The 25,073-nt window shown below is 65.5% G+C and carries 2 protein-coding genes; both read right to left on the bottom strand.

All coding sequences use genetic code 11. From position 1 onward, the window contains the following. Window positions 1–567 precede the first annotated feature (567 nt). Window positions 568–11,892 carry a non-ribosomal peptide synthetase gene (locus E1K68_RS11470; protein WP_212614115.1) on the bottom strand — a complete coding sequence of 3,775 codons (11,325 nt, stop codon included), beginning with the start codon at window positions 11,890–11,892 and terminating at the stop codon, window positions 568–570. Beyond that, window positions 11,889–24,812 carry a non-ribosomal peptide synthetase gene (locus E1K68_RS11465; RefSeq protein ID WP_212614114.1) on the bottom strand — a complete coding sequence of 4,308 codons (12,924 nt, stop codon included), beginning with the start codon at window positions 24,810–24,812 and terminating at the stop codon, window positions 11,889–11,891. Before E1K68_RS11465 ends, E1K68_RS11470 begins: the two co-directional genes overlap by 4 nt. Window positions 24,813–25,073 lie beyond the last annotated feature (261 nt).

Genomic DNA, 25,073 nt, shown 5'->3' with positions numbered 1-25,073 from the left:
GGGGGCCGCCGCCACGCGCCATCCATGGCGCGGGGCGGCTAAACCGGCATCCCTGCCGGTTTACCCCCCCAATCACTGTCGAATTCCGGCCAGCGTGGTTTAACGGGGCGCTTAAGATCAAAAGCAGATCAAGAGCGGCTCGCTTCGCATCGTGGTTACCGGGGGCATGCCTGCCCCCACATATCTCACCGAGTTCACCTTCAAAAACCGGTCGGCTATAAGGCCGCCGCGCTCTGCTTTTGATCTGCAATCGCCCCGTTAAACCACGCTGGCCGAACGCAGGTTTTGCAGCGTGGGTAACCCGGCAGGACGCCGGGTTAGCCGCACTGGGCCAGGGATGGCCCATTGCGGCGGCCCACGCTGCAAAAACTGCGTTCGGGCACACCGAGCCTAGGCGAGGTGCCGAGTGGTGGGGCGAAGGCCTTTTGGTTACTTTTGGGCCTTTCCAAAAGTGACCCGCTGTCAGAGCGGAACCATAAGTGGCCGTTACCGCAGGAATGGATATGTACGCAGACAAACCGTTATCGCAGGCAAGCCAGCTCCCACATTCAGACAGGTTTACAACCTTCACGAAACAACCTCCACAGCCACCCCTTCCAACCACCACCTGGCCAACCCCAAAACATTCGGCGCCTTGAGCAACGTAAAGTGATTCCCCCCGCCATACCAAACCTGCAACCCACCCCCCTGCCCTCGCCACCCCTCAACCATCAACCCCTGCTCACGCTGGTTCCCCGCCGCATCCAGCGCCGGGTCCTGCGCCAACACCAGCCGCACCACCCCGTCATACCGCCCCTGCGGCTGATACACCGTGCGCAACGCCGCCGCGTAAGTACGCGCCGGCCCATTCATCGCCTCCACCGCCGCACGCGCTGGCAACAACCCCACACTCACCATCCCCCCATGCAACGCTTGCCGCTGCGCCACCTCATCGCGCCCGGCAAAGTCCACAGCATCAATCCCCAGCGACTTCCCAGCCGCCAACTGCATCGCCTCGATCAACCGCAACAACGCCGCCGTCGAGGTATAAGCCTTGCTCGCACGCCCCGGCGCCTCGCTGTCGATCACCGTCAAAGAGCCCACCTCACGCCCCATCGCCTGCAAGCGCAACGCCATTTCCAGCGCCACCCAGCCGCCGAACGAATGCCCCACCAGATGCACCGGCCCCTCGGGGCATTCCTGTTCCAGCGCGGCCAGGTAACACTGGGCCGCCGCTTCCACCTGGCTATGGGGCACCGCTTCGCCATCCAGCCCGCGTGGCTGCAAGCCATACAGCGGCCAGTCGCGCCCCAAAGCTTCGCTCAAGCCGACAAAGCCGGTGACGCTGTCTCCCGCGCCCGGCACGCAGAACACCGGTGCATAACCGGCGCACCCGCTCTGGATGCGCAGCAAGGGTGAGTGCGCCGCGCAACTCACCGGGGTGCTCGCCGCCAGCGCTTGGCTCATGGCCTGGCCAAGGCTCTGGATATGCGGCGCCTGCATCATGCTCTGGTGATCCCCCGGCACCTGCACCTGGCGCAGTTGCCCAGGCGCCAGGGCGGTGTCCCACCCCAGCGCGGCACTGCGCCGCGACAGTTCGGTGGGCCGCTGCTCGGCGCTGAACAGGTGCACCGGGATCGGCAGCGGGAACAGGCTGTAGTGGGCCAGGGCATGCCCATGCCCGACTTCCCGTTGCAAAAAGCTCAACAGGTCGGCGTCCGTCGCCGCTGCCATTTGCGCGTATAGCAAACCTTGATCGCGACAGCGTTGCAGCAAAGCCGCAATGTCCAGCTGTCCAAGGCCTGCCTCCAGTTGGTCCAGGCTCGCCAGCTCATCCACACCTCCCTGTGCCTTCCAATAGGCCGTGCACTGCAACAACAAATGCCGCTTGAGGGCATCCGGCCCGCTCCAGCGCGCTTTGCCCTGGTCGGTCATTCGCGGCACGTAGCTGTCGATCAAGCCGAGAAACGCCACGGCCTCATCCTGCCCCAGCAACTGCATGGCAACTTCATAGGCCAGCACGCCACCAAAAGACCACCCCGCCAGCCGGTAAGGGCCGTGGGGCTGGATCTGGCGAATCAGCCCGACCATGCGCGCAGCCAGGCCTTCCATGCTGTCCAAGTGCGCCTCGCCCAGCGCCAGGCCCGGCAGGCCATAAATCGGGTAATCGCCCGGCAGGTGCTGGCCAAGCGCCGGGAAGTACACGTCCATGCCGCTGAACTCATGCACCAGAAATAACGGTGCCTGCGACCCACGGCTGCGCACCGTGATCACCGCCGTCTCAGGCAGCACGTCGTCACCGCGCAGGCGCAGCAGCGCCGCGACCGAGGCCACGCTGGCATGCTCGAACAGCTCGGCCAGCGACACCGGCAACCCGGCCTCGTCCAGCCGATTGACCAGGCGCATCGCCAACAAGGAGTGCCCGCCCAGTTCAAAGAAACTGTCATGGCGCCCCACCGGCTCAAGTTTCAGCACCTCGGCCCACAGCTGGGCCAAGGTCTGTTCCAGTGCATCGACCGGTGCTTCAAATGTGCCGCTGGCCGAAGCGTCCCACGTCGGTAACGGCAAGGCTTTGCGATCGACCTTGCCATTGGCCGTCAACGGCAAATGCTCCAGTGCGACAAAGGCCGAGGGCACCATGTAGGCCGGCAAGTGCGCCTGCAGGTAAGCGCGCACCGACTCGATGCCGACCGGCTCGCCCGCCCAGGTGAAATAGGCCACCAGACGTTTGTCCCCCGGCACGTCTTCGCGGGCCAGCACCACCCCTTCGCGAATGCCGGCGAATGTCGCCATGCCTGCTTCGATCTCACCCAGCTCAATGCGGAAGCCGCGGATCTTCACTTGGTCATCATTGCGCCCGATGCACTCCAGCAGGCCGTCCGCGCTCCAGCGCCCGAGGTCGCCGGTGCGGTACAGCAAGGCGCCTGGGCTGAACGGGTTCTGCACGAACTTTTCCGCCGTCAATTCAGGGCGGTTCAGGTAGCCCTGGGCGACACCGTCGCCGCCGATGCAGATTTCACCGGTCGCCCCCACAGGCAGCAACTGCAACTGCGTATCCAGCACGTAGACCTGCGTGTTGGAAATGGGTCGTCCTACCGGCACGCTGTCGGCATCAGCGGTAAGCGCGTGCACCTCATAAGTGGTGGCGTAGGTGGTGGTTTCGGTCGGCCCGTAGCAATGCACCAGGCGCAGCCCCGGAGCCAATGCCAGCAGGTTGCGAAACGCCGCCGGGTCGGCACGTTCGCCGCCGCACAGCAAAATACGCAAGCCGGCCAGGGCCTGGGGAATCAGTTGCACATATTGGTTGAATAGCGCCGTGGTGACGAACAGCACCGTCACGCCCTGAAGTGCCGCGCCAAACGCCAGCGGGTCGAGCAAGGTGGCGTGGTCGATCACCTGCACCTGACCGCCGTTGAGCAATGCCCCCCACACATCCATGGTGCTGGCATCGAACGCCGGGTTCGAAGCGAAGGCCACGCGGTCATGGGGATTGAAATCGGCGTAGCCGTTGTTGAGCACCAGGCGCGTGATGCCACGGTGCGGCACCAATACGCCTTTAGGCATGCCGGTGGAGCCGGAGGTGTACATGATGTACGCCACGCTGTGCGAGGATTGCGGCAGGCCCGGGTTGTGGTCGGGGTGTGAGTCAAGGGCCAGGGTGTCCAGGTCCAGGCGCTGCGTCGCGCTCTCCACGCTGCAGTCGCTGCCGGTCAACAGCCAGGCAGCGCCGCTGTCTTGCAGCATGAAGGCCTGGCGTTCGGCCGGCGCGTTGATGTCCAGCGGCACATAGGTGGCGGCGCATTTGAGAATCGCCAGTTGGCTGATCAACAACGCCACCGAGCGTGGCAGCAGGATCGCCACGTTATCGCCGGGGCACACACCCAGGCCGAGCAGGTGATGGGCCAGGCGGTTGGCGCGGCGGTTGAGTTCGCCATAGCTTATCCGTTGTTCGCCATGCAGCACCGCCACCGCATCGGGGCGCGCCTGGGCCTGGGCTTCGAACAGCTGTTGCACGCTGTGTTCACGGGGGAACGCGCGGGCCGTGACGTTGAAGCCCTCAAGCAGTTGCTGGCGTTCGGCCTGGGGCAGGATCGACAAGCCATTGAGCGCGATGTCGCTGCGCTCTTCCAACGCCTGCACCACCTGCGCCAAGGCGTTATGCAGGTAGTCGCCCAAGCGTCGGGCCCCCTGCCCCATGGCCGTGAGGCTGAAACCTTCACCCAGGTCATCCACGCTCACCGACACGCCGTAGTGGGTGTGCTCCTCGGTCTGGAGCACTTCGACCCCCTGCCACGCCTCGGCCACGCCCCCGGCCTGGGGCGCGCTGTGGCGGTAGTTGAACAGCACGCTGAACAACGGCGTAGCCATCGGTACGCCGCTGCAACGCTGGGCCAGCGCCAAAGGCGCGTGTTCATGGCTGAGCAGTTGGGTCAGGCGCCCATGGGTGGCACGCAGCGCGGTCAGTACCGAGTGTTCACCCAGGTCGACTCGCAACGGCAAGGTATTGATAAACACGCCCATGGCACGCTCGGCGCCTTCGCCACCTTGCAGGCGGCCGAGCATCACCGTGCCGAACACCACCTGTTCACGGGCGCAGACCGTGCCCAGCACATGGGCCCAGGCCAGGTGCATAAGGCTGGCGGCGCTGACGCCGGCTTGACGCGCCTGAGTGCGCAGGCGCCGACTCAACCCCAGGTCGAGACTCACCTTCACGCGCTCATCGGCGCCCAGGTGCGGTAGGTCGGTGGGTTCGTCGACCTCAGCGAGCATCTCGCAGAAAAACGTCTCGTGGTCCTCAGCGCCCAGACGAGTCTGGGCCACGTAGTTGCGGTACGGCACGGGCGCGGCCAAGGTGTCTTGGGTGCCCAACAGGAAGGCCTGCATTTCGTGTTGCAGGATGTCCAACGCGATGTGGTCCATCACCAGATGGTGGAACAGCAACGTCGCCACCACCCGTTGCGACTCCTCGGCATACACCAGGCGCATCAAGGGTGCCTTGGCGAGGTCCAGGCGTGGCGGCACCGGGCCGTTTTCAACCCGTAATGAGGCGGTGCGCCACACCACCTGCACCGGCTCCTCCAGCCCGTCCCAGTGGAAGGATGAACGCAGGATGTCATGGCGCTGGATCACCGCCTGCAAGGCGTGGGCGAAGGCGTCCAGGCGCAGGCGGCTGTCGAAGGCAAACTGCGCCTGCAGCACATAGGCGTCGTCTCCCTGCACGGCGCGATGCTGATACAGGATGCCGGCCTGCAAGGGTGCCAGCGGGTAGATGTCCTGCACATTGGCCGCGCCGCCGGGGATGCAGGCGACGATGCGCTCGATGGCAGCGGGGTCCAGGGTGATCAGCGTAAGCATGTCCGGCGTAATCCGGGTGCAATCGGCCGCGATACGATTGGCCGGCACCGCCACTTCACGCCCACCGCCCAAGGCCGCGGCCAGGGCGGACAAGGTCGGTTGGCCAAACAGTACTTTTACATCTGCCGACAAGCCCAGGCGGCGCATGCGCCCCATCAGGCTGACTGCCAGCAATGAGTGGCCACCCAATTCAAAGAAATTGTCATGCCGGCCCACGCGCTCCACGTTGAGCAATTCAGCCCACAGTGCGGCCAGGGTGATTTCCGTATCACCCACGGGCGCTTCATAGTCGCGCACACTCAACGCGTCCAGGCCCGGCGCCGGCAGCGCCTTGCGGTCGAGCTTGCCGTTGGGGCTCAGCGGCAGCACCTGAAGATGCACAAAGCTCGCCGGCAGCATGAATTCCGGCAGGTGTTGCAGCAGGTGGGCGCGCAGGCTTTCGACCTCGCTCGGCACGCCGGTGTAATAGGCGATCAGGCGCTGCTCGCGGGCAATCACGGCAGCTTCCTGCACCGCTGGATGCTCGGTCAGGCGCGCCTGGATTTCCCCCAGTTCGATGCGCAGGCCACGAATCTTCACCTGGTCATCATTGCGCCCCAGGTACTCGAGAGTGCCGTCAGGCAAGTAGCGGCTCACGTCACCGGTGCGGTACATGCGCCCCGGGGTGAACGGGTCGTCGAGGAAGCGTTCGGCGGTCAGCTCAGGGCGGTTGAGGTAACCCCGCGCCACCTGCACGCCTGCGATGAACAATTCACCGACCACCCCCAATGGCACCGGCTGCAACTGCCCGTCCAGTACATACAGGCGCGTGTTGGCAATCGGCTTGCCGATGGGCGTGTTATCCGGCACCAAGGCACCCGCGCAGTCCCATGCGGTGACATCCACCGCCGCTTCGGTGGGGCCATACAGGTTGTACAAGCCAACCTCCGGCAATTGCTGCTTGAAGCGCCGCACCAGGCTGCCCGGCAGGGCTTCGCCGCTGCACATCACCCGCACCAGCCCGGCGGCCTGGCTGACATCGCCGTGGGCCAGGAACACGTCGAGCATCGACGGCACAAAATGCAGCGTTGTGACCCGCTCGGCCTCGATCACCTGGCACAGGTAGTCAGGGTCTTTATGCCCGCCAGCGCGCGCCATGACCAAGCGTGCGCCAGTGAACAGCGGCCAGAAGAACTCCCACACCGACACGTCGAAGCTGAACGGGGTTTTCTGCAAGACCGTATCGCTGGCGGTCAGCCCGTATTCGTCCTGCATCCACAGCAGGCGGTTGACCACCCCAGGGTGTTCGTTGATCACGCCCTTGGGCTGGCCGGTGGAACCGGAGGTGTAGATCACATAGGCCGCCACGCTGGCCGCCTGCGGGTTATGGGTGGGCTGGTGCTGCCAGGTGGGTGAATCGAGGTTGACCACCGGGACCTCGCCCAGCAACCCAAGGGTGCTGGCCTGGGCCAGCACCACCGTCGGCGCGCTGTCGTGCAGCATGTAGGTGATGCGTTCCAGCGGGTAGGCCGGGTCCAGCGGCACATAGGCGGCGCCGGCTTTGAGGATCGCGTACAGGCCAATGACCATGTCCAGGCCACGCTCCACGCAGATCGCCACCCGCGCCTGGGGCTGCACACCCAGGGCTTGGAGGTGATGGGCCAATTGGTTGGCACGCGTGTTCAGTTCGGCATAGCTCAGTTGCTGCGCGCCCGCCTTCAGGGCAATGGCCTGGGGCGTGCGCAGCACCTGGGCTTCAAACAGGCCGTGCAGGGTCTGGTCGAGGTTGTAGCTAACGGCAGTGGAGTTGAAATCCACCAGCAGTTGCCGACGCTCGCGCGCATCCACCAGCGGCACGTGCGCCAGCACTGCCTGGTCGTTATCGACCATGGCCTGCAACACGCGGGTGAAGTAGCCGACGTAACGCTGCATCGTCGATTCGTCAAACAGGGCCACGGCATATTCCAGCGCACCGAGGATGCTGCCCTGCACTTCGCCCAGGTTCAACGACAGGTCGAACTTGGCGAAATGGCTGTGCTCGACAATGCTCTCCAGGGCCAGGTCGCCCAGGGCCAGGGTCGGCGCGCTGCTGTCCTGCCAGCTCAGCAGGGTCTGGAACAGTGGGCTGTGGGCCAGGCTGCGCGGCGGCCGGGTAATTTCCACCACCTGCTCGAAGGGCAAGTCCTGATGGGCCTGGGCTTGCAGGATCAGCGCCTTGACCCGCGCCAGCAATGCCTCGGTGCTCAGCTCGCCCGAGGTGTCGATACGCAGCGCCAGGGTGTTGACGAACAGGCCAATCAGCCCTTCGACTTCGGTGCGCATGCGGTTGGCCACCGGCGTGCCGATCACCAACTCGGGCTGCCCGGACAAGCGTGCCAACAGCGAAGCCCAAGCGCTCATCAAGGTCATGTACAAGGTGGTGCCATGGCGTTGGCTCAAGGCCTTGAGCCCGGCGGTGAGGCGCTCATCCAGGCGCACTTCGACACTGCTGCCAGCGTAGTCCTGCTGCGCCGGGCGCGGGCGGTCGGTGGGCAAGGTCAGCAACGCCGGCGCACCGGCCAACGCCTGTTGCCAGTAGCTGCTTTGGCGCTGCAGCACCTCGCCGCTCAGCCACAGGCGTTGCCACACGGCAAAGTCGGCGTACTGGATCGGCAAGGGCGGCAGCGGGTCGGCGTGGCCGTGGCTGAAAGCCTGGTACAGCGCCATCAGCTCGCGGGTCAGCACGCCCATGGACCAGCCGTCGGAGACGATATGGTGCAGGGTCAGCAACAGCACATGGTGATCATCGGCCATCACCACCAGGCGCCCGCGCAGCAACGGGCCGCGCTCAAGGTCGAACGGTGCCGAGGCTTCGCCGTGGATCAGCGCGTCCAGGGCCTGTTGCGGCTGCGGGTGGCGACGCAGGTCCTGCACTTGCAGCGCCAACACCTCTTCGGCCGGCACGACCAGCACCTGGGCCTGGTCACCCTGCTGGGCGAAGCGGCTGCGCAGGGTTTCATGCCGCGCCACAATGCGCGCCAGGGCCCGTTGCAGCGCCTGTACATGCAACTGCCCGCGCAACCGCAGGCCGATGGGAATGTTGTAGGCGGTGTTGGCCCCTTCCATCAACGCCAGGAACCACAGGCGTTGCTGGGCGAAGGACAGCGGCACGTCGTCATCACGGTTGGCCGGCAAGATATCCGGCAAGGTGCTGCGACCGGCCTGGGCCAGCACCTCGGCGACCGCCGCCAGTTCAGCGTTGGCAAACAGGTCGCCCAGCGCCAATTCGACGCCCAGCCGCTGGCGCACCTGAGACACCATGCGCATGGCCAGCAGCGAATGCCCGCCCAGCTCAAAGAAATGGTCGTAACGCCCCACGCGTGGCACCTGCAACACGTCGGCCCAGATCTGCGCCAGCACGGTTTCGATTTCGCCCTGGGGCACGGCGTACTCGCGGGTAAATACCGCGGCCATGTCCGGCGCCGGCAGGGCCTTGCGGTCGAGCTTGCCATTGGCCGTCAGTGGCAGTGCGTCGAGCTTCATGAACGCGACAGGCACCATGTAGTCGGGCAGATGCGCCACCAGGTGGGCGCGAATCTCGGCCAGCGTCAGCGGGTCCAGTTGTGGGTTTTCGGTGAAGTAGGCCACCAGCCGTTCCTCACGCACCACCGCCACTGCTTCGAGGATGCCGGGCAATTGGTTGAGCTGGGTTTCGATTTCGCCCAGTTCGATGCGCACGCCACGGATTTTCACTTGGTCATCGTTGCGCCCCAGGTAGTCGAGCGTGCCGTCCGGCAACCAGCGCACCAGGTCACCGGTGCGGTACATGCGCCCTGCATTGAACGGGTCGCGCACAAAACGCTCGGCGGTCAGTTCCGGGCGGTTGAGGTAACCGCGTGCCACGCCTTTGCCGCCCACGTACAACTCCCCCGCCACCCCCAGCGGCACCGGGCGCTGGTGTGGGTCGAGCACGTAGACCTTGGCATTGGCGATGGGCTTGCCGATATGCAACGGCTGGCCCGCCTCGACCTTGCCGGAAGTGGCCACCACCGTGGCTTCGGTGGGCCCGTAGTTGTTGATCAGCTCAAAGCGCTGCGCCCGCCCGAACTGGCGCAGGCGGTCGCCACCGACCAGCAAGGTGCGCAAGGTCGGGTGCTCGATGTTCTGGCTGAAGGCGTATTCCGCCACCGGCGTCGGCAGAAAGCTCACGTCCAATGGCTGCGCGCACCACCAGGCCAGCAGTGCGTCGATATCTTCGCCGCCCTCATGGGCCGGTGGCAGGTGCAAGGTGGCGCCCACACACAGCGCCGGCCACACTTCCCAGGCCATCGCGTCAAAGCCGAAACCGGCAACACTGGCGGTGTGCCGGCCGGCGCGCAGGTCGAAGGCGCTGCAATGCCAGTCCACCAGGTTGGCGACAGTGTGGTGTTCCACCATCACCCCTTTGGGCAAGCCGGTGGAGCCGGAGGTGTAGATCACATAGGCCAGGTTCGTCGGGCCGACGGCGATTGTGGGGTTGCTCGCCGAATGGTGCTGCCAGGTGAAGCGGTCGAGGTTGATCACCGGCACATCCAGCGCCGGCAAGCGCTCCAGCAACGCGTGTTGGGTGAGTACGGCTACCGGCGCACTGTCGCTGAGCAGATAGTGGAGACGCTCGGCCGGGTGGGACGGGTCCACCGGCACATAACCGGCACCGGCCTTGAGAATCGCCAGCAACCCGGCCAGGGTATCGAGGCCGCGCCGCGCCACAATCGCCACGCGGTCGTCGGGCTTGACCCCCAGTGCCAACAGATGATGGGCCAGCAGGTTGGCTTGCTGGTTCAGTTCGGCGTAGGTCAGTTGCCGGCCCTGATGCACCGCGGCGATGGCGTGCGGCGTGAGCGCGGCCTGGGCTTCGACCCTGCCGTGCAGGGTGGTGCCTTGGGGGAAGACGGTCTGGGTGGTGTTGAACTGTTCCAGCAGCAAACGCTGTTCGGCAGCGGGCACCACCGACAGTTGGTCAAGCGCGGTATGGGGGGCCTGTTCCAGTGCGCTCACCAGGTTTTCCAGCGCGGTGTGCAGGTAGGCGCAGACGCGTTGAGGGTCGACCAGGGTGCTGGCCAGCAAACTCAGGCCGAAGCCCTCGCCCAGGTCGTCCACGCTCAGGGTCAGCGGGTAGTTGGTGCGTTCCTCGGCGCGCAGTGCGGTGATGCCGTGCCACGCCGACACGGCCTCGGCGCTGGCGGCGGACGCGCTGTGGCGATAGTTGAGCAGCGCGCTGAACAGCGGCGTCGGCGCGAGCACGCCACTGCAACGCTGGGCCAGGGCCAACGCCGCGTGTTCATGGCGCAACAACGTGGTCAGCCGTGAGTGGGTGGCCTTGACGGCGGTGCGCACGTCCTGGGCGTCCACGTCCACGCGAAACGGCAAGGTATTGATGAAAATGCCCAGGGCGCGGTCGGTGGCATGGCTGCCCTGCATGCGCCCCATCAATACGGTGCCGAACACCACCTGGGCCTTGCCGGCCAACACCGCCAGCACTTGAGCCCAGCCCAGATGAAACAGGCTGGCAGCGCTCACGCCCTGTTGGCGCGCCTGTACGCGCAAACGCTGGGCCAATGCCGGCGCCAATGGCAGGCTGACTTCAGCGATACCGCGCGCATCGCCTTGCACATCCTGCAAACCGAACGGCAAGGTAGGCTCGCTGATATCGCCGAGCATCTGCCGGAAGAAACGTTCATGCTCTTGCTCACTGATCCCCAGCCGCGCCTGCGCCACATAGTTGCGAAACGGCACGGCCTGGCCCAGGGCCGCGCCTTGCCCCGACAGGCACGCCTGCATCTCGTGGCACACCACGTCCAGGGCGCTGTGGTCGAGCGCCATGTGATGGAACAACAGGGTGGCGACGATGCGCTGGTTGGCCGGGTCTTCAGCGCGCACCAGGCGCAGCAACGGCGCCTGGGTGACGTCGAGGCGGTAGTGGCGGGCATCAAACAGGTCATGCAGTTGCGCGGCGATATCGCCGTCGGCCGGGTCCAGCATCAAGGCTTGCACCGGCAGGCGCGCCTGGCGCCACACCACTTGCGAGGGTTGCGCCAGGCCATCCCAGACCATCCCGGTACGCAAGATGTCGTGACGGTCCATCACCCGTTGCAGCGCCTGGGCAAACGCATCGAAACGCGCAAGGCTGTCAAAGGCGAACTGCGACTGCATCACATAGGGGTCGCCCTGCTCGGCACTCACATGGTGGAACAGGATGCCTTCCTGCAACGGCGCCAGCGGGTAGATGTCCTGGATGTTCGCCACGCCGCCCTGCACCGTGGCGACAATGCGCTCAATCTCGTCCTGGCTCAGGGTCGACAGGGTCAGCATCGCGGGGGTGATGCGCTCGGCAGCGGCCGGGATGCCATTGGCCGGCACCTGTACCTCACCGGCCTTGGTCGCGGTGTATTCACCGGCCTTGATCAGTTCGATCAGCGCCGGCTTGTGTTCACGCAAGGCGGCCAATATCGCCGGGTCGCTCAAGGCGTGCTTGTTGCCGTTCACCGACAACTGCTCGCCCTTGAGCGCCAGTTGCACATCCTTGGTTTTCAGGGTTGCCAGCAGCTCGAGGATGTTCACAGGACGATCTCCATTCGTTCGGTCATTGCGGCGTAGCCGGCCAGGGTCGGTTGTTCGAACAACCCGCGCACATCGGCTTCCATGCCTTCCTGGCGCAGGCGCCCGATCAAGCTCACGGCCAGCAGCGAGTGCCCGCCCAGTTCAAAGAAGTTGTCGTGGCGCCCTACCCGCTCCACCTTGAGCAGCTCGGCCCAGAGCTGGGCCAGGAGGACCTCGGTGTCGCCTTCAGGCGCCGCGTACTCACGTACCTGCAAGGCGTCCATACCCGGTGCGGGCAGGGCCTTGCGGTCGAGCTTGCCGTTGGGGCTCAGGGGCCAGGCGTCCAGGTGCATGAACAGCGCCGGCACCATAAAGTCCGGCAGGTGCTGCAACAGCTGGGCGCGCAGGCTGTCGATGTCGGCGGGTGCGCCGGTGTAATACGCGACCAGGCGCTGATCACGGGCGACGACCACGGCGTCCTTGACCGCCGGATGCTCGATCAGCCGCGCCTGGATTTCGCCCAGCTCGATGCGCAGGCCACGGATCTTGACCTGATCATCATTGCGACCCAGGTACTCAAGCGTGCCATCGGGCAGGTAGCGGCCCAGGTCACCGGTGCGGTACATGCGCCCCGGGGTGAACGGGTCGTCGAGGAAGCGTTCGGCGGTCAGCTCAGGGCGGTTCAGATAACCCCGCGCCACTTGCACGCCCGCGATGAACAGCTCACCGGCCACGCCCAACGGCACCGGCTGTAACTGCCCATCGAGGACATACAGGCGGGTGTTGGCAATCGGCTTGCCGATCGGGGTGTTGTCCGGCACCTCAGGGCGGGCGCAGTTCCAGGCCGTCACGTCCACTGCCGCTTCGGTGGGCCCGTACAGGTTGTACAAGCCAATCCCCGGCAACTGGTGCTTGAAACGCCGCACCAGGCTGCCCGGCAGCGCTTCGCCGCTGCACATTACCCGCACCAATCCCACCGCTTGGCTGATATCGCCGTGGGCCAGGAACACATCGAGCATCGACGGCACAAAGTGCAGGGTCGTGATGTGCTCCGCGGCGATCACCTCGCACAGGTACGCCGGGTCTTTGTGCCCTTCAGGGCGCGCCATCACCAGGCGTGCGCCGGTGAACAGCGGCCAGAAGAACTCCCACACCGACACATCGAAGCTGAACGGGGTTTTCTGCAACACCGCATCGTGGGCCTTGAGGCCATAGGCGTCCTGCATCCACAACAGGCGGTTGACCACCCCGGCATGTTCGTTGATCACGCCCTTGGGTTGGCCGGTGGAACCGGAGGTGTAGATCACATAGGCCGCGTGCCGGGCAGTGAGGCCCGGTACTGGCGGGTTGGTGACGGGTTGGTGCTGCCAGGTGCTGTGGTCGAGGTCGATCACCACCGCGTCACCCAGCAAAGCGCGGGTGGCGCTTTGGGCCAGCACCACCACCGGCGCGCTGTCGTGCAGCATGTAGGCGATGCGCTCTGGCGGGTACGCCGGGTCCAGCGGCACATAGGCACCGCCGGCCTTGAGGATGGCGAACAGGCCGATGACCATGTCCAGGCCGCGCTCGACGCAGATGCCCACCCGTGCATCCGGGCGCACACCGCTGTCACACAGGTGATGGGCCAGGCGGTTGGCGCGTTCATTGAGTTGCTGGTAGCTCAAGGTGTGCTCGCCGGCCTTCACCGCCACGGCCTGCGGGGTGCGCATAACCTGGGCTTCAAACAGCCCGTGCAGGGTCTGGTCGAGGTTGTAGTTCACCTCGGTGGCGTTGAACTGCACCAGTAGTTGTTGCCGCTCTTGCAGTCCCAGCACCGGCAGGCGGTTCAGCGCCTGGTGCGGCGCCTGCTCAAGAGCCTCGACCAGGCCGCTCAACGCGTTATGCATATAGCCGCACACCCGCTGCGCATCCACCTGGGCCAGGGCAGTGAACGCGTAGCCGTCGCCCAGGTCGTCCACGTTCAGGGTCAGGGGGTAATTGGTGCGCCCGTCATTGACCAAAGTCTGCATGCCTTCCCACGCCAATTGCGCATCCGCCGAGCGGGTGGCGGCGCCGCGATGGCGATAGTTGAGCATCGAGCTGAACAACGGCGCCGGGGCCGCTACACCACTGCAACGCTGGGCCAAGGCCAGGGAGGCGTGTTCATGGCCGAGCAATTCGGTGAGACGCGCATGGGTGGCCCGCACGGCGGCGCGTGCGCCCTGGTCGTCGATATCCAGGCGCAGCGGCAAGGTGTTGATAAACACGCCCAGGGCGCGGTCGGCGCCCTCGCCGCCTTGCAAACGGCCCACCAGCACCGTGCCGAACACCACCGTATGGCGCGCCGATACTGCGGCCAGCACCTGTGCCCAGGCCAGGTGGAACAGGCTGGCAGCGCTGACCCCCAGCAACCGCGCCTGGCTGCGCAGGCGGCGGTTGAGCGGGCTGTCCAGTTGCAGGGTATGTTCGTCGATGGCATTGCCGTCGCCGCGCACGTCCTGCCAGCCGAACGGCAGCGTTGGCTCATCGACATCATCCAGCATCTGGCGGAAGAACTGCTCATGCTCCTGTTCGCTGACACCCAGGCGCGCCTGGGCCACATAGTTGCGATACGGCATTGGCGCGGCGGTGGGCGCGGCGTGGCCCAACAGGTGGCCCTGCATTTCGCGCAACACCACGTCGAAGGCGGTGTGGTCCAACACGATATGGTGATAGAGCAACACCGCCACCACGCGCTGGTTGACCGGGTCCTGGGCGTACATCAGGCGGATCAGCGGCGCCTGGCTGATCTCCAGGCGATAACGCCGCGCATCAAAGCGCTCGTGCAGGCCGGCGAGTACGTCGCCTTGCAGGTGCAGTTCCTGTACGCACAACTGCGCCTGGCGCCACACCACTTGCAGCGGTTGTGCCAGGCCCTCCCACACCACCCCGGTGCGCAGAATGTCGTGGCGGTCGATCACCTGTTGCAGGGCGCGCACAAAGGCGTGCAGGCGCTCGATGCTGTCAAACGCCAGATGCGATTGCAGCAGGTAAGGATCGCCCTGCGCCGCCGTGAGGTAGTGATAGAAAATCCCTTCCTGCAACGGCGCCAGCGGGTAAATGTCCTGCACGTTGGCAGCGCCTCCCGGCACCTGGGCCACCACCTGGTCGATGGCCGACTGGTCGAGGTCCACCAGGGCCAGCATGTCCGGGGTGATGCGCTGGCAACCGGCACTGATGCGATTGGCCGGCACCTGCACTTCGCGGCCACTGCCGACAGCGGCGGCCAACGCGGCCAGGGTTGGCTGGCTGAACAGCACGCGCACATCAGCGCTGAGGCCGGCCTGGCGCATGCGCTCAATCAGGCTGACGGCCAGCAATGAATGGCCGCCCAGTTCGAAGAAGTGGTCATGGCGACCCACCTGCTCCACCTGCAACACCTCGGCCCACAGCCGCGCCAGGGTGGTTTCGACGTCACCTTGGGGGGCTTGGTATTCACGACTGAGCAAGGCGCACTGGTCTGGCTGCGGCAGTGCCTTGCGATCCAGTTTGCCATTGGCGGTCAGGGGCAACTGGTCGAGCTGCATATAGGCGACCGGCACCAGCGCCTCGGGAAGCTGGGCTTGCAGGTGCGCACACAAGGTCTCGATCTGCAACGGGCGCTGTTCGGTGAACCAGGCCAGCAGGCGGCCTTCGCGCACCAGCACCACGGCCTCACGGATGCCGTCCAGTGCCGCCAGGCGGCTTTCGATTTCACCCAGTTCCACCCGCACGCCGCGCAGTTTTACCTGGTCGTCGTTACGGCCCAGGTATTCAAGGTTGCCATCGGGCAGCCAACGCACCAGGTCACCGGTGCGGTACATGCGCCCAGCGTTGAACGGGTCTTGCAGGAAGCGTTCGGCCGTCAGCTCGGCACGGTTGAGGTAACCCCGCGCCACGCCGCTGCCGCCCACATAAAGTTCACCGGCCACACCCACCGGTACCGGGCGCAGGTGCGCGTCCAGCACATAGCTGGTGGCATTGGCGACAGGCCGGCCGATATGCAACACCTGCCCGGCCCGCACGCGGCCGGAGGTGGCAACCACCGTGGCTTCGGTGGGGCCGTAGTTGTTGACCACCGCAAAGCGCCGCTCCTGGCTGAACTGACGCAAGCGATCACCGCCGATCAGCAGGATGCGCAACGTGGGGTGCTGCTGGGGCAGGCTGAAGGCGTATTCGGCCACCGGCGTCGGCAGGAAGCTCACGTCCAACGGCTGTGCCAGCCACCAGGCCAGCAGCTCATCGATGTTTTCGTTGCCAATCTCGGCGGGCGGCAGGTGCAGGGTCGCGCCGACACACAGGGCTGGCCAGACCTCCCAGGCCATGGCATCAAAGCCCATGCCAGCCACGCTGCTGGTGTGGCTTACCGCTGTCAGACCAAAGGCCTCACAGTGCCAATGCACCAGGTTTTCCACCGTACCGTGTTCCACCATCACGCCCTTGGGCTGGCCGGTGGAGCCGGAGGTGTAGATCACGTACGCCAGGTGCGCGGGCGTCAGGGCGGGCAATTGCGGGTTGCTGACGGCGTGGCGCTGCCAGGCGGGGTCATGCAGATCGACCAGGGCAACCGAACCGAGCAGCTCCCGGGTACTGGTCTCGGCCAACACCGCCACGGGCGCGCTGTCTTGCAGCAAGTAGGCGATACGCTCGGCGGGGTACGCAGGGTCGATCGGCACATAGCCCGCGCCAGCCTTGAGAATGCCCAACAGCCCCACCAGCATCTGCGGGCCGCGACGGCAGCACAGCGCCACGCGGTCGTCGGCTTGCACGCCGAGTTCCAGCAAGTGATGAGCCAACTGGTTGGCCCGTTGATTGAGCTGCTGATACGTCAGCGCCTCACTGCCTTGCTGCACGGCAATGCGATGGGGTTGGCGCTCGGCCTGCACTTCAAACGCACCGTGCAGGGTCTGGCCATGGGGGAAGTCGTGGGCGGTGGCGTTGAACTCGCGCAGTACCGTGTCGCGCTCTGCGGCGGGCAGAATCGGTAATGGGTGCAGCGCACTGTGGGGCGCCGTCTCCAGGGTGACAATCAGTTGCTGCACGGCACTGAGCATGTAGTCGCACAGGCGTTGCGCGCCAATCTGCGGCACCGCCAGCACGCTCAGGCCAAAGCCTTCGCCCAGGTCATCCACGCTCAGGGTCAGCGGGTAGTTGCTGCGCTCTTCGCCGCCCAGCAGTTGCACGCCTTCCCAGATGCCGTGGCCGTCGCGGGCCATGTCGTCGGGGTTGCTGTGGCGGTAATTGAGCAAGGCGCTGAACAACGGCGTGCTGGTCGGCACACCGCTGCAACGCTGGGCCAGCGCAAGTGACGCATGCTCGTGCCCGAGCAAGGCGCTCAAGCGCGCATGGGTGGCTTTGACCGCCTGCGTCGCACCGGCTGCAACGTCGACCCGCAGCGGCAAGGTGTTGATAAACATCCCCAGCGCACGGTCTGCGCCCTCGCCGGCTTGCATACGGCCCATCAGCACCGTACCGAACACCACCTCATCGCGGCCCGAGACCAGGCCCAACACCTGGGCCCAGGCCAGGTGCATCAGGCTGGCGGCGCTGACGCCCAGTTGGCGCGCCTGCTGGCGTACGCGCTGGGCCAGGCCTGCCTCCAGGTGCACCTTGGCTTCTTCGATTGCACGGCCATCGCCCTGCACATCCTGCAGGCCAAACGGCAAGGTCGGCTCGTCGACCTCGGCGAGCATGTCGCGGAAAAACTGCTCATGCTGCGCCACACTGACGCCCAGCCGCGCCTGGGCCACATAGTTGCGAAACGGCGCGGCGGCAGGCAAGTCCTGGGCCTGGTTGAACATAAAGGCACACATTTCCTGGCCCACCACTTCCATGGCGGTGTGGTCCAGCGCCAGATGGTGGAACAGCAGGATCGCCGCGACCCGGTTGTGCGTGGGGTCCTGGGCGTAGACCATGCGCAGCAACGGCGCCTGGGTAATGTCCAGGCGGTAGTGACGCGCATCGAAACGCCCGTGCAGTTGCGCCATGACGTCGCCGCCGGCCGGGTCGAGCATCACCTCCTGCACCGCCAGTTGGGCGGCGCGCCACACCACTTGCACCGGGCTGTCGAGCCCTTCCCACACCACAGCGGTACGCAAAATATCGTGGCGCGCCACCACCTGTTGCAGCGCGCCCATAAAGGCGTGCAGGCGCTCGACAGTGTCAAAGGCCATGCGCGATTGCAGCAGGTACGGGTCGCCCTGCTCGGCACTGATGTGGTGGTAGAGAATGCCTTCCTGTAGCGGCGCCAGCGGGTAGATATCCTGGATATTCGCTGCACCACCCGGCACGTTGGCGACAATGCGCGCGATGGCCTGCGGGGTGAGCTGCACCAGGCTCAGCATCGACGGCGTGATTTGTGTGCAGCCGGCGGGGATGCCATTGGCGGGCACCACGATTTCTCTGCCGCTGCCCACGGCTGCCGCCAGCGCGGCCAGGCTTGGCTGGCTGAACAACACGCGCACATCGGCGCTCAGGCCCACTTGGCGCATGCGTTCAATCAGGCTGACCGCCAGCAACGAATGCCCGCCCAGTTCGAAGAAGTGATCATGACGCCCCACGCGTTCAAGCTTGAGCACGTCCTGCCAGATCTGCGCCAGCAGGCTTTCCACCTCGCCTTGGGGGGCCTCGTAGCCACGGCTGATAAAGGCGGCCTGGTCGGGTGCCGGCAATGCTTTGCGGTCCAGCTTGCCGTTGTTGGTCAACGGCAGGCTGGCCAGCGGCATATAGGCCGACGGCAGCATGTAGTCCGGCAGTTGGCCTTGCAGGTGCGCGTGTACCTGGTCAATGCCCAGATCTGCGCCGGCCCAGGTGAAATAGGCCACCAGGCGCTTGTCCCCCGGCACGTCTTCACGGGCGAGCACGGCAACCTCCTGAATACCCGCACAACTGGCCAGGCGTGCCTCGATCTCGCCCAGTTCGATACGGAAACCGCGGATTTTGACTTGGTCGTCATTGCGCCCCAGGCACTCCAGCAGGCCATCTTCCGACCAGCGCCCGAGGTCGCCAGTGCGATACATCAGTGCCCCAGGCTGATCGACAAAGGGGTTGTTCACGAACTTCTCGGCGGTCAACTGCGCACGGTTCAAGTAGCCCTTGGCAACGCCCTCCCCGCCAATGCAGATTTCACCGGTGATGCCCAGCGGGACCGGCTGCAACTGTGCATCCAGCACATAGATCTGCGTGTTGGAAATCGGCCGCCCCACCGGCACGCTGTCGGCATCTGAGGCCAGCGCGCGCACTTCATACGTGGTGGCGTAGGTGGTGGTTTCCGTCGGCCCATAGCAATGCACCAGACGCAACGCCGGAGCCTGCGCCAACAGGCTGCGAAAGGCTGCCGGGTCGGCACGTTCGCCGCCGCACAGCAAAATGCGCAGGCCGGCCAGGGCCTGTGGAATCAGTTGCACATACTGGTTGAACAGCGCGGTGGTGACGAACAGTACCGTAGCGCCCTTGAGTTCAGCGCCAAATGCCAGCGGGTCGAGCAAGGTGGCGTGGTCGATCACTTGGACCTGGCCGCCGTTGAGCAGCGCGCCCCACACATCCATGGTGCTGGCGTCGAACGCCGGGTTGGATGCAAACGCGATGCGGTCATGGGGGTTGAAGTCGGCGTAGCCGTTATTGATCACCAGCCGGCTGATGCCGCGATGGGTCACCAACACGCCTTTGGGCGTACCGGTGGAGCCGGAGGTGTACATGATGTACGCCACGCTGTCCGAGCTCTGGGCCACCGCGGGGTTGGTCGCAGGCATTACGTCCAGGTTCAGCTCGGCCAGGTTGTCCAGCCGCTGACGGGCGCCGCTGTCCTGCACCATGAAGGCTTGGCGTTCAGGCGGCGCATTGACGTCCAGCGGCACGTAGACCGAAGCGCATTTGAGTACCGCCAATTGGCTGACGATCAAGTCAATTGAGCGCGGCAGCGCCAGGGCGACCGGCTCACCCGGCTGCACGCCCTGGTTGAGCAAATAATGGGCGAGCCGGTTGGCACGGCGGTTGAGGTCGCGGTAGCTCAGGGAGTGTTCGCCATGCACCACCGCCGTGGCTTCCGGCCGGGCCAGCACCTGGGCTTCAAACAGTTGGGCGACGCTGAGGTGCGACGGAAATTCACGGGCGCTGGCATTGAAGTCCTGCAGCAGTTTGCGCCGCTCCGCCGGCGGCACGATCGACACGCTGTGCAACGCGGTGGTCGGCGCCTGTTGCAGCGCAGTCACCAGGTGGCGCAGTGCGGTGAGCATGTAGTTGCCCACCCGTTGCACATCCAGTTCGGCCACGCCTTGCACGGTCAAGCGCATGCCCGTGCCGAGGTCATCGACGTTGAGCACCAGCGGATAATTGCTGCGCTCTTCGGAGCTGAGAATCTCGATACCGGAAGCGGCAAAGGGGTTGTCCCCCGGCGCTTCATCGGCTGCGCTGTGCCGGTAGTTGAGCAAGGTGCTGAACAGCGGCAGCGAGCCCGGCACGCCGCTGCAGCGCTGGGCCAGGGACAACGAGGCATGTTCGTGCCCGAGCAGTTGCGCCAGGCGCGCATGGGTAGCGCGCACGCCGGCCTGCACGCCGACGCTGCCAAGGCTGACCCGCAGCGGCAAGGTATTGATGAACATCCCCAGCGCCCGGTCAGCGCCCTCGCCGCCCTGCATACGGCCCAGCAACACCGTGCCGAATACCACCTCCTGCTGGCCAGACACCTGCCCCAGCACCTGGGCCCAGGCCAGGTGCACCAGGCTCGCGGTGCTCACACCCAGTTGCCGCGCCTGTTCGCGCAAGCCCAGGTTAAGCGCCGGCTCCAGCGGCAGGCGCGCTTCATGGATGCCGCTGCCGTCACCATTCACGTCCTGCAAACCGAAGGCCAGGGTCGGCTCGTCGATGTCGCCCAGCATCTGGCTGAAGAAGGCTTCATGCTGGGCCTGGGTGACACCGAGGCGGGCCTGGGCCACGTAGTTGCGGTACTGCACCGCGTCAGGCAATTGCGCGCTGTGGCCATGCAGGCTGGCGCTCATTTCTTCGACCAGCACCTGCAGGGCCGTATGGTCGAGGAGGACATGGTGCAGCAGCAAAATGCCGACCACGCCTTGGGTGTCCTGCGCATACGCCAGGCGCATCAGCGAGGCGCGTGACAGGTCCAGGCGATAGTGGCGTGGGTCGAAACGCTGTTGCAGGTGCGTCAGTGCATCGCCGCCCAAGGCATCCAGGCGTTCGACCACCAAGGGCGCCTGGCGCAACACCACTTGCACCGGTTCCTCCAGGCCCTCCCAGAGGATGGCGGTGCGCAGGATATCGTTGCGTTCGATCACCGAGTGCAGCGCATTTACGAACCCATCGACAGCGCCTTGGTCGTGAAAGCGCAACTGCACCTGCAACACGTAAGGGTCGCCCTCGGTGGTCGCCAGGTGGTGGTAGAGAATGCCGGCCTGCAACGGCGCCAGGCCGTAGATGTCCTGCACGTTGGCAACGCCACCGGGCACGGCCTCAAGGATATGGTCGATAGCGGCCTGATCCAGCTCGACCAGGGGCAGCATGTCCGGGGTGATGGCCTGCGTGTCTGCTTGAATGGGGTTAGCCGGCACCTGCACGGTCTGCTGGCCGCCCACCGCCGCAGCGAGCGCCGCCAAAGTGGGTTGGCCGAACAGCACGCGCACATCGGCGCTGAGGTCGACCTGGCGCATGCGTTCGATCAGTTTGACCGCCAGCAGCGAATGGCCGCCGAGTTCGAAGAAATTGTCCTCACGACCGACACGGTCGACGTTGAGCAGGTCTTGCCAGAGCCTGGCGAGGGTGGTTTCCACCGCGCTCTGGGGCGCCGCATACGCGCGCCGGGCCACGGCGTCGGCATGGGGTGCGGGCAAGGCCTTGCGGTCGAGTTTGCCGTTGGTGGTCAGCGGCAGCGTGTCCAGGCGCACGAAGGCGCTGGGCACCATGTGTTCGGCCAGGCTGCGCAGCAGATGGTCACGCAGGGCGGCCACGTTGAGTTCGCCATCGCTGATCACATAGGCCACCAGGCGCTTGTCGTCCGGCTGATCTTCACGGGCGATCACCACCGCATCGCGCACGCCGTTGGCCGTGGCCAGATGCGCCTGGATTTCACCCAGTTCGATACGGAAACCCCGGACCTTGACCTGGTCATCGTTACGCCCCAGGTACTCGACACTGCCGTCGGCCAGCAGGCGGCCGAGGTCGCCGGTCTTGTACATGCGCAGGCCGGTGGCCGGGTCGGCGACGAAGCGTTCGGCATTCAGCGCCTCGCGGTTGAGGTAACCACGCGCCACCCCGGCGCCGCCCACGTACAACTCGCCCACCACACCCAGGGGCAAGGGCTCGCGGCGTGCATCCAGCACGTACAACTGCAAATCAGGAATACGCACGCCAATCGGGCTCATGCCGACCAAGTGCGCGTCGGCTGCTTCCAGCGCCCGGTAGGTCACATGCACGGTGGTCTCAGTGATGCCGTACATGTTCACCAGTTGCGTACCGGCATTCACCGCCCGTGCGTACCACGGCTTGAGCATGCCCGGTTCCAGGGCTTCGCCGCCGAAAATCACCTGGCGCAGGGAATGGGACTGGGCGCTGTTGCCCTGGGCCGCGATCAACTGGCGGAACGCACTCGGCGTCTGGTTGAGGATGCTCACCTGGGCATCGCACAACAGCGCGTAGCACTCATCCGGTGAGCGGCTGACCAGTTGCGGCACGATCAGCAACTGGCCGCCGTGCATCAGCGCGCCCCAGATTTCCCACACGGAAAAGTCGAACGCAAAGGAATGGAACAACGCCCACACATCATGATGATTGAAGCCGAACCACTGCTGAGTGGCGCCGAACAGGCGCGCGACCTGGCGATGCTCGATCATCACGCCCTTGGGCTGGCCGGTGGAGCCGGAGGTGTAGATCACATAGGCCAGGTTGGCCGGGCTCAGGTGCAGCCGGGGGTTGCTGATGGGCAACGGGCCCAGGTGGTCGAGGTCGATCCGGGCCAGTGCGCCGACCCGCTGCGCCGTGTCGGCCTGTACCAGCACCGCCACCGGCCGGCTGTCGGCCAGGGTATAGGCGATGCGTTCCTGGGGATAGGCCGGGTCGATGGGCACATAGCCGGCGCCGGCCTTGAGGATGCCCAGCAGGCCGATGATCATCTGCGGGCCGCGCTCCACGCAGATCGCCACCCGCGCGTCGGGGCGCACGCCGTGAGCCAGCAGCGCGTGGGCGACCTGGTTGGCGCGTTCGTTGAGTTGGCGGTAGGTCAGGGCGTGTTGCTCGAAGGACAACGCAATGGCATCGGGCTGGGCGGTGGCGTGGGTTTCGACTTGCTGGTGGATCAGCTGGGTGTCGGCGTAGTGCGTGGGGCAGTCGTTCAAGGTGTGCAGCAAGTGATGGCGTTCAGCGTCAGGCAGGATGTTCAGGCCGCAGAGCGGCATCTCCGGTCGTTGTTCGAGGGCGCCGGCCAGGCTTTCCAAGGCCGCGTGCAGGTAACCGGCAACCCGTGGCGCGCCAATGGAGGCATCGACCATCACGGTCAGGGCGAAGTCTTCACCCAGGTCATCGACGTTCACCGTCAGCGGGTAGTTGGTGCGCTCCTCGGCGCCCAGCACCTGGATGCCGTCGGCCACTTCGATCACCGCCGCCATGTCAGTGGCGGCGCTGTGACGGTAGTTAAGTATCGCGCTGAACAGCGGCGTAGGCGCCGCCACGCCGCTGCACCGTTGTGCCAGCGCCAGGGACGCATGTTCGTGATCGAGCAAGCGCGTGAGGCGCTCATGGGTGACCTTGACCGCAGCGCGCACGCCCTGCTCACCCACATCCACGCGCAGTGGCAAGGTGTTGATGAACATGCCCAATGCCCGCTCACCGCCCTCGCCCGCCCCCATGCGCCCGAGCATCACAGTGCCAAATACCACCGCCTCCCGCCCGGAGACTGCGCCCAGCACCCGCGCCAAGGCCAGGTGCATCAGGCTCGCCACACTCACCCCCAGCGGGCGCGCCACGCTACGCAAGCGGCGGCTCAGAGCGCTGTCGACAGGGATGCGCACTTCGTCGATGCCCTGGCCATCGCCCTGCACATCTTGCAGGCCGAACGGCAGCGTCGGTTCATCGATATCCGCCAGCATGTCGCGGAAGAACGCCTCATGGGCCTGCTCGCTGACGCCATGGCGCACCTGGGCGATATAGCTGCGAAACGCTACCGGTGCAGGGGCCTGGGCTTGCTGCCCGGCCAGGTACAGCTGGATTTCATGCCGCACGCCATCCAGGGCCGTGTGATCGAGGATGGTGTGGTGGAACAACAGCATCGCCACCAGCCGCTGGTTGGCTGGGTCGTCAGCGAACACCAGGCGCAGCAGCGGCGCCTGGCCCAGGTCCATGCGATAAGCGCGGGCATCATAGCGAGCGAGCAATTGAGCCAGGCGGTCAGCACCGTCCAGCTGCGCCTCTTCGCAGGCCAGCACAGCCTTGCGCCACACCACCTGCAGCGGTTCGTCCAGGCGCTCCCAGACCATCGAAGTGCGCAAAATGTCGTGACGGTCGATGACCCATTGCAGCGCCTCGGCAAAGGCCTCAAGGCGTGCGCGGCTGTCGAACACGAACTGCGCGTGCAGCACGTAAGGGTCACCCTTCTGCGCCGAGATGTGGTGATAGAGCATACCTTCCTGAAGCGGCGCCAGCGGGTAGATATCCTGCACATTCGCCGCACCGCCTGGGACCGCCGCGACGATGCGGTCGATGGCCGGCTGGTCGAGGTTGACCAGCGCCAGCATATCCGGGGTGATGCGGTAGGCCGGGCTCAGCCAGTCACCGCCATGTTCGGCGACCAACTCCAGCAGTTGGGATTTGTGTGCGATCAATTGATCCCAGAGCGCGTCGTCCAACGCTTGGTCATCGCCCAGGACGATCAGATCGCCTTCTTCCATTTGCAGACGGATCGCGTGGGTGGAGATCGCTGCCAGTAAGTCGCTGAACTGCATGGGGAACCTGCCTGATAATTCACGGTTGACGAGAATGTCCGTATTCAGTTTTGCCGCTTGGATCGGCAGTACCGCGCGCCTGTAAAAAACTGCGGGCGCAGCCGTAGGCCTGGAGGGGCTTCCGGCAGGCTTGAAAATTAAGGGATCTGTGGGCTGGGGGGTGACATGGGAAGCGGGGACAAGAGGAATAGCACGGTTCTTACCTGTAGGAGCGAACTTGCTCGCTCCTACATGGGGATTCGGCAGGCCCTGCTTTCAGCG

Origin of the sequence: Pseudomonas sp. B2021, assembly GCF_018135665.1 — a bacterium.
GTDB classification, from domain to species: Bacteria; Pseudomonadota; Gammaproteobacteria; order Pseudomonadales; family Pseudomonadaceae; genus Aquipseudomonas; species Aquipseudomonas lactis.
Note: the sequence above shows the minus strand (reverse complement) of the source record. Positions and strands in the feature narration are given on the sequence as shown.